Genomic DNA, 7,275 nt, shown 5'->3' on the forward strand with positions numbered 1-7,275 from the left:
CAGCCTGAAAGCAGTTCTGCAACATCATATTTTTTTGAGGTTGTTTATTGCAGGAAGTATTACTGTCACCTGCATACCATACTGCGTTTTCAGCCGACCTTTCATTTTTGACGACAGTACCCACACCGCAATTGTTCGAGAACCGGTTCCGAAAAGAATCGCGCTTTTCCGCAAGGTCCGGAAAAGCGCCACAGGGGAAAAAATAGCTGCAATTAGCCTATTTCTCGATTCGCTTGGCTATTTTTCTCCCACGTTCGATACTGTTTCCGGTGATACAATGAAAGTTTCGGCCGGCCCCCGAAGTGATATCGATACCATTATAATCCGTTCATCACTTGAATGTACCTTTGATTCTCTGGCCACGCTCTCATTTCCCCGCCCCTATGCGGCAGGAGAAGTAGGCCTGATTGCAGACAAAGCGGTGCATTTTGCCGCCAATCGAGGCTTCCCTTTTGCCCGGGCTTCACTGGATATCCGGAAATCTCTTCCCGACAGCGTAAATCAGAAAACAGATTCTTCCCTTACCGTTTTTATCGATATCGAAACAGACAAGCCATATCGATTTGCATCCCCCCTGTTCATGGGCGAACTGTCAACCAAAGAAAAAGTCCTTGTCCATGATATTATCACAAAGAAGGGCGCCCGGTTTTCACTTGATGCAATCGAGCAATCACGCAGACGACTTCTTTCACGCGATTATATCACCTCTGTGGAAACAGGGGTACCTGCCATTATCGACGATAGTTCTCCCGGAACGAAAAAGGAATCGGCATCAGACACAGTCTTCGACCGGCCGAATCACCAGGAGGAAGATGAGCCGGGGGTAGCAGTTCCCTTTATTATCACCGACAAATCGGGTCTGGGCCTTAATGGTGCACTTACATTTCAATCCGAAAGCGATACACGGCTAATCGGGGTCCTCGATGTATCGCTTCTCAATGTATTCGGAAGGGGTGAATCGGCGGTTCTGACATATAAAGGCGAAAAAAATCTTCAGCAGTTTGAAATGAATGTTTCGAAAGCCTGGCTCTTTGGTCTCCCGCTTTTTATAAACATTGGTTTCGGACTTGAAATAAAGGAGAATGAATACGGTCACCTCCATGGGAAAGGAATATTTCTTACCGAACTCAAACCTCAGTGGCAGGCGGGAGTAGCACTCAAGGGTCAGGAGACTTCAGTGGAAGAAAATGTGGATTTAATCCGCGAATCATGGCAATTTTACGGAGCGGACCTTCTTCTCATGCGTAAGGCGGAAAGATATCGAGCCGGTAATTTATCCAGGGGTCTCTTTATTGAAACCGGCACCGGTATTGCAGATAAAGGTGGTAAAAACAACTCGCGGTGGCACCTGGGTTTTTCTGCAGATTTTCATGTGCCGCTCCTTGCCCGTCAGGCGATAGCAACACGCATTACCGCCAAAAACCTTTTTACCAAAGAAAAAGACCTTTCGGATGTCGAGCTGTATCGCGTTGGGGGATATAACTCAATCCGGGGCTATGCCGATAATCAGTTTTCTCTTCAAACAGTAGCATACATGCAAGGCGAATATCTTTTCTACTTCAAAGAACGTGGCTCGGCATATATTTTCATTGACTGTGGAACCGGCCTTAAAAGCAAGTCGGCACTTTCAACTCAATCCCGTATCGAAATGCTTGGATACGGAATTGGTATCCGGATTCCAACCGGGATCGGAACAGCATCGGTGGAATGGGCACGGAATTATGAAGAAACCCGGGGATTCGGTCGTATACATATACTCTTTCAAAATCCCCTGGCATCGAGGACTCCATGGAGATAATCAGAACATCGTTAATTATTCTAACCGCCTTTGCTCTGGTGCATAGTAACGAGGCTGAGTGTATCTATTCAGATTCTTCCTGGTCCACTCTTTCACCGGCCAAACGGAAAGCACACCTCAAAAACCCCGACCTTGCCGCACTCGACACGAATTGCTTTTCCTTATTTTTATCCCGGTATTCTTCTACCTATGGAGAAAGAAATACCTCAATACCCATTCTGATCGAGCAATATACTCAAAAAAAAGGTTTTTTTTCACGGGATCTCCTTTTCAGTGCGCTCAGAGAAAAAACCGGAAAGGAAAGCAAAGAAGACTGGAATTCTTTAATTGCTCAGTGGGAAAAGCTTAATGGTCCACTGAAAGTGGCAATATCCCGCCTGCATCAGGCCGGTAATATCGCCAAAGCCGACAGCCTGTTCCGCGTACTCGACCATGGAATGCCCCTCACCGGTATCGATCTGATACGTTGGGCACAAATAAAAGGGGTTTTAGAAGAATACGAAAAGGGGGCGCAACTCCTCTGCCGTATCATTAAGCAGGAACCGCAGTTAAAATCTCTGGCACAACACGATTTAAGTGAAATTATCAGTGATGCCCCACCTGAAGAAAAGCACACCGCGCTCAACACATTTAAGACCTGTTATCTTCAAACACTCCATAGGACGGATGAAATCTTTCAATTCCGCCAATGGATTGCCAAACTTTATTTGCAGCACAATTTTGACAAGGATGCAGTAACCGTTCTTTTAGAAACCGAATCGGATTCACTTCCCATAGGAAATGAATTACTCTCCCTGGCTATGAAACGATACCGTCAGAATGCATTCGGGAAAACGATTTATCCTGCTCGCACCGCCTACAACCGTCTGGACAATAAGAACGACAAGGTGCTATGCGCAACCCTTTTATCCCATTCCTATCAGGAACTGGGTGTTGTTGACTCTGCAATATGGTGGCTGGAAAAAACCGGGTTAGGTAAAAGTTCAAATAAAATCAATGCTGTTACCCTTTATCAGAATGCCGGACTTCACGACCGTGCATCAAAGCTGATTAACTCAATGCCCCCATCCATTAACAGGGATACACTTCTTATCCGGCAGTATATTTTCACCAACAAACTCGACAGTGCCAAAACAACAACATCTTTGGTCACCGGAAAGGAACGATGGCGGAACAATAAACTGGAAGCCTCGCTGTGGAAATTGCGAATACTTCTTTTCAGCGGTAAGGGAAATGAAGCCAAGGCTCAACTCGATTCGCTGAACTATCAAGCCGCCTGGCCCTATGCCGCCGAAGTTCTTCATTATGATTTCACGTTCCGTCGAATAAAAAATTTTCCTGATGCCTTTAAGGACTGGGGAATGGTAGAACATGCTTATTATACGGGAAACCCCGGAAGTGTTGTTTTATCTTCCGGATTCACCACCTATCCCCCACCTGTCATTGCAACAATTGCCTTGAGACTGTCAAGAGCATTTATGAATAAAAACGATCCTGAGAATGCGCTGATAACCCTCAACAAAATACCCCATGAATCGGTCTCACCGGAAGTGGAATATATCAGAGCAGAGGCTCTTATAGAGGCGGGGAGAATCAATGAGGGCAAAACGCTCCTCGAACAACTGATCATGGACCATCCACACGATGTATTTTCAAATAAGGCCCGAATACTGATTATGAATATTCCGGCCCTTGAGTAGTTACTGTTCGTTATGCAAGTCAAAGGATGTGAACTCATGAGTATCCGATGGATCAGAAATGTAATCATCGACAATGAAAAGAGTACTCTGGAAATCCAACTGGGAGAATATCATATCGGAGACAAATGTTATACCAGAATAGGAAGTGATCTCGAAAACTGGTTTAGCAGCATATCGCAGGATCGTGATGATATTATTGCACAGGGGCTAGATATTCTCAAAAGGCGACTTACTGACAAAGCAATTACATATCCTGACGGCAGGGACTATGATTGGAAATAAAAAAGCTTTGGACAAGGATTGATTTTTAACTTTTCCCGAGATATTTTAAAGAAAGAGACAGGATGTGTCTTCATTGATTAACGCTGAAGGGACTTTGTACATGATACCCGAAAATCCATACTTTCTATTAATAATACAGGCATTTATTCTTCTTCTGGGAATTTCTCTTGGACGTTCCATTTTGTTGCTGAAAATCCGCAAGGAAGAAAACAAGAAGAAGGAAATAGAACTTGCAATACTGTCCAAACGCTCGGAAGTAATTAATGAGGGCAAAAAAGTTGCCCATAACCTCGAAGAACTTCTTTATAACGCTCAGGTGAGAAAAGAAATAGATGATATAATTCGTAAAGACGGCAAAGGCTGAGGATCTTTTAATGCCTGACTTGCCTGCACTTCCCCCTCAATTTTCAGTCAACAATACGATTCTCTAATACTGCCGTTATTATCGTTCCGGTTGCCTGCAATATCCTTGCAGCAATTCCTCCTGTATTGATGAGATAAAAAATTATATTTTTTCAAGAAAAGTATTGACACCTAAAAAAAACATTCATTATACTTCATCGGTGCTTTATGATTTTGTTTCTATACCCGGCCTGGGCTGAAGGGAGGTGAAGAAGGATGTTAATCGATGAACAATTCGATGCTGACGATGTATTGCGGGATATGGATGAGAGATTTGCGGAAGCGGAAGATGATTTAGTGCTCGATGATGACATGAGAGAGCTTGACTTTGGCAATATGGATGTTGAAAATGCAAATTTCCGTGAATTAGCAAGCGACATCGACAATGCAGAGGATCTCTGGGAATAAATAATCGACAAGAGCAGACCGGACGAAACTTCATTTCAATCCAGAGAATTTTCTTTTCTTATTTCTGAATTTATATTATACAGATGTCGAAAGAACAGGCTTACTTTGTCTCTGATGCTCATTTAGGAATATTTATCCCAAACCATGAACAGCGAGAAAAACATCTTCTTACCTTTTTCCGGGAAATCTCCTCACATGCCACCCATGTGTTTATTCTTGGTGATCTGTTTGACTTCTGGATAGAATACAAATACAGTATCCGTCCCGATTATTTCCCAGCTCTTCATACTCTGCGGAATATGGTAGAAAAGGGAGTGAATATTCATTATATTGCCGGCAACCATGATTTTGCAATCGGACCTTTTCTGCAAGAAACAATCGGTCTCCATATTCACTGCGACCACGCAGAAATGGAACTCCAGGGCAAAAGAATCCATTTATTTCATGGTGACGGTCTCTTAAAAGCCGATATCAGCTACCGTATGCTTCGAAAAATTCTTCGGAATAAAACTAATCAGCGGCTCTATCGATTACTTCATCCCAACATAGCCGTTCCCTTGGCCACTTTTTTCTCGGGCAACAGCAGAAAGTTTCTTTCACTGTGCCTTTGTGCAGATAAAATCAAGGAATATCGGGTACACGGGAAAAGGATTCTTGACACTGGAAAAGACATTGTTGTTTTCGGCCATACCCATCATCCCGAATTGATACGGTGGGGCGACAAATGCTATTGCAACACCGGAGAGTGGATTCGGAAATATACCTACGCCAAACTTGAAAAGGGCATTATGACCTCATGGCAATACTTTCCCGATAAGGCACCGCAACGTCTCCCGGAAACAACAGCAGGAGGGGCATTCTCTTCTCGAGAGTAAGGGTATTCAACTGAACGCCACTGCAATTAAAAATAATTTTTCAATTCATCGTAGGCATCCCAGAGGTCTTGTGAAATCACTTTGGTTTCACCTACCACGGGCATAAAATTTGTATCGCCGCTCCATCGGGGGACAATATGCATATGGATATGCTGGTCGATACCGGCGCCAGCGACCCTTCCCTGGTTAATACCGATATTGAAACCATCCGGATTAAATGCCCGTGACAGCGCTTTTTTACAGGTACAGAGAAGTTTCCACATCTCATTTGATGTATCATCCGATAAAGAAAGCATATCGGCCGTATGCTCATAGGGAACAACCATCAGATGACCGTTATTATAAGGGTAAAGATTCATGATAATGTAATTGAGGGTACCTTTAAGGAGAATAAGTGCCTCGCGTTCATTTTTTTGCCGGGGGACCTCGCAGAAAATACAACCATTATCTTTTTTATCAACACCAGTGATATAGGACTTACGCCATGGGGCCCATAGCCGGTCTGAATTCATAGTATGCCTTTCTTCTCAGTTTCACAAATATAAGAGGTAAAAATATACTATTTAACTTTCCAGGTATGATTACCTGGTACTGCTTGCCGGAAATTAATCTTAAACTATATACTTTATACTTTCAACTTTCGACCCTATATATTTATCTTCACCGCTCCGGAGAAGTATTTTTGTTATCTTGTTTTTCTCGACAAAGAAAATAGTGCTGTAGTGTGAGAATACCACCCGAACATCTGTAAGAATGAGGAATACATGAGCACAGTTGAATATTCTGTTGCCGTTTGTAATACGCTTAAAAAGCAAATCGACGAAGCATCTCTATACCGTCCGATGCAGATTGACCGGTATGATGTCGGCGATGAACTTGTATATGAAGTTGAACCTGTAGCAAACCCATTAGATAAAACACGGCCAAAAATCCGTGTGAGTATCGATAGATTTGTAGGTGGCGGATTTGCGGGACAGGTTTACAAAGTAAAGGTTGTTTCGATAGACGGCGGTTCCGTTGAAGGAATCGAGCCGGGATCGACCTATGCCATGAAAATACTGATTCCTCCTTCCAAATTCTCAATATTTTTCCGCAATCTGCTTTACTGGATCGGTTTTCAGGGTCCATTTCAACTCCAGTGCAATCCTGCAGCAGCCCGGGCGGGTGCACTGTGGCAGAAACTGATCCGCCGTGCGGCCAGAGTCCATTTCGGCACCGAAGATGTGGTCAATAACGTTCATGCCACTTTTGTGGATCCTCATCTGGGCTCCTGTGGAGAAATAAGCGACTGGGTTGATGGACGTACCTGGCGGTTGGAAGTTGATGATCATCTCGATGTTCTGGCGATGTGGCAAAAAGGTAAAAAAATCGACCCTTCGCTGCTCGGCTCGCCGGAGTACCGCTCAAAAAGGCAGTTCATGCGTGAATTCGTGAGATTGCTTAATCAAATCGGCGCCTATGAGTTTGCCCGGCAGTATGAATGGTCAACCTGCAAAAGTCAGCCGAATTGTCTGAAAAAGACCTCGACTGATAACGAACCTCTCAAGGGTTTGATTGCCGTCGATTTCAGAGCCGGCCTGGCACTTCTCCCCCTTCTTCCAATGAGCCCCGGTGATGTTATTTTAATTTTAAAAGGACTTGCCCGGGGGAGCCTTGTTCAGTTCGATAGGGGAAATATCGCCCGGCTTGAAGCATTTATCAATAAACACAGCGGTGAATTCCAGGATCTTTTCCCCTTGGTTGACGAACTTAAGAAAGTAGAAGAGATCTATCGAAATTCGATTCCCGACATTACTCACAACCATATCCG

General features: G+C 43.9%; 8 protein-coding genes. 7 read left to right on the forward strand and 1 reads right to left on the reverse strand.

Translation table 11 applies throughout. The features are described from left to right. The first annotated feature begins 34 nt into the window (after window positions 1-34). The 6 genes from GF401_06280 (at window position 35) to GF401_06305 (ending at window position 5,465) form a co-directional block, all read left to right on the forward strand. Complete coding sequence (locus GF401_06280; protein MBD3344651.1) at window positions 35-1,798, forward strand: BamA/TamA family outer membrane protein; 1,764 nt, start codon at window positions 35-37, stop codon at window positions 1,796-1,798. Beyond that, window positions 1,789-3,498: a hypothetical protein gene (locus GF401_06285; protein ID MBD3344652.1), complete on the forward strand. Its 1,710-nt coding sequence runs from the start codon at window positions 1,789-1,791 to the stop codon at window positions 3,496-3,498. The genes GF401_06280 and GF401_06285 overlap by 10 nt, the downstream gene beginning before the upstream one ends. A gap of 36 nt (window positions 3,499-3,534) precedes the next feature. Continuing rightward, complete coding sequence (locus tag GF401_06290) at window positions 3,535-3,780, forward strand: hypothetical protein (protein ID MBD3344653.1); 246 nt, start codon at window positions 3,535-3,537, stop codon at window positions 3,778-3,780. Between the two features lie 64 nt (window positions 3,781-3,844). Next, on the forward strand, window positions 3,845-4,144 hold the full coding sequence (locus GF401_06295) for a hypothetical protein (protein MBD3344654.1): 300 nt from the start codon (window positions 3,845-3,847) through the stop codon (window positions 4,142-4,144). Between the two features lie 254 nt (window positions 4,145-4,398). Next, window positions 4,399-4,590: a hypothetical protein gene (locus GF401_06300; GenBank protein MBD3344655.1), complete on the forward strand. Its 192-nt coding sequence runs from the start codon at window positions 4,399-4,401 to the stop codon at window positions 4,588-4,590. A gap of 83 nt (window positions 4,591-4,673) precedes the next feature. Further along, window positions 4,674-5,465, forward strand: a complete 792-nt coding sequence (locus GF401_06305; protein ID MBD3344656.1) for a hypothetical protein — start codon at window positions 4,674-4,676, stop codon at window positions 5,463-5,465. 26 nt (window positions 5,466-5,491) lie between these two features. Here GF401_06305 and GF401_06310 read toward each other — a convergent pair whose 3' ends face one another. Next, window positions 5,492-5,977 carry an HIT domain-containing protein gene (locus tag GF401_06310; GenBank protein ID MBD3344657.1) on the reverse strand — a complete coding sequence of 162 codons (486 nt, stop codon included), beginning with the start codon at window positions 5,975-5,977 and terminating at the stop codon, window positions 5,492-5,494. 252 nt (window positions 5,978-6,229) lie between these two features. On the opposite strand from GF401_06310, the gene GF401_06315 reads away from it, so the two are divergent. Then, window positions 6,230-7,275: hypothetical protein (locus GF401_06315; GenBank protein ID MBD3344658.1), on the forward strand; the 1,046-nt coding region annotated here is incomplete at its 3' end.

Source organism: Chitinivibrionales bacterium, from assembly GCA_014728215.1.
GTDB lineage: Bacteria > Fibrobacterota > Chitinivibrionia > Chitinivibrionales > WJKA01 > WJKA01.

What these genes read in the sequence shown, in the direction of transcription:
- GF401_06305 (MBD3344656.1), top strand. Translation starts at nt 4,674, where the DNA reads ATGTCGAAAGAACAGGCTTACTTTGTCTCTGATGCTCATTTAGGAATA.
- GF401_06290 (MBD3344653.1), top strand. Translation starts at nt 3,535, where the DNA reads ATGAGTATCCGATGGATCAGAAATGTAATCATCGACAATGAAAAGAGT.
- GF401_06285 (MBD3344652.1), top strand. Translation starts at nt 1,789, where the DNA reads ATGGAGATAATCAGAACATCGTTAATTATTCTAACCGCCTTTGCTCTG.
- GF401_06310 (MBD3344657.1), bottom strand. Translation starts at nt 5,977, where the DNA reads ATGAATTCAGACCGGCTATGGGCCCCATGGCGTAAGTCCTATATCACT.
- GF401_06300 (MBD3344655.1), top strand. Translation starts at nt 4,399, where the DNA reads ATGTTAATCGATGAACAATTCGATGCTGACGATGTATTGCGGGATATG.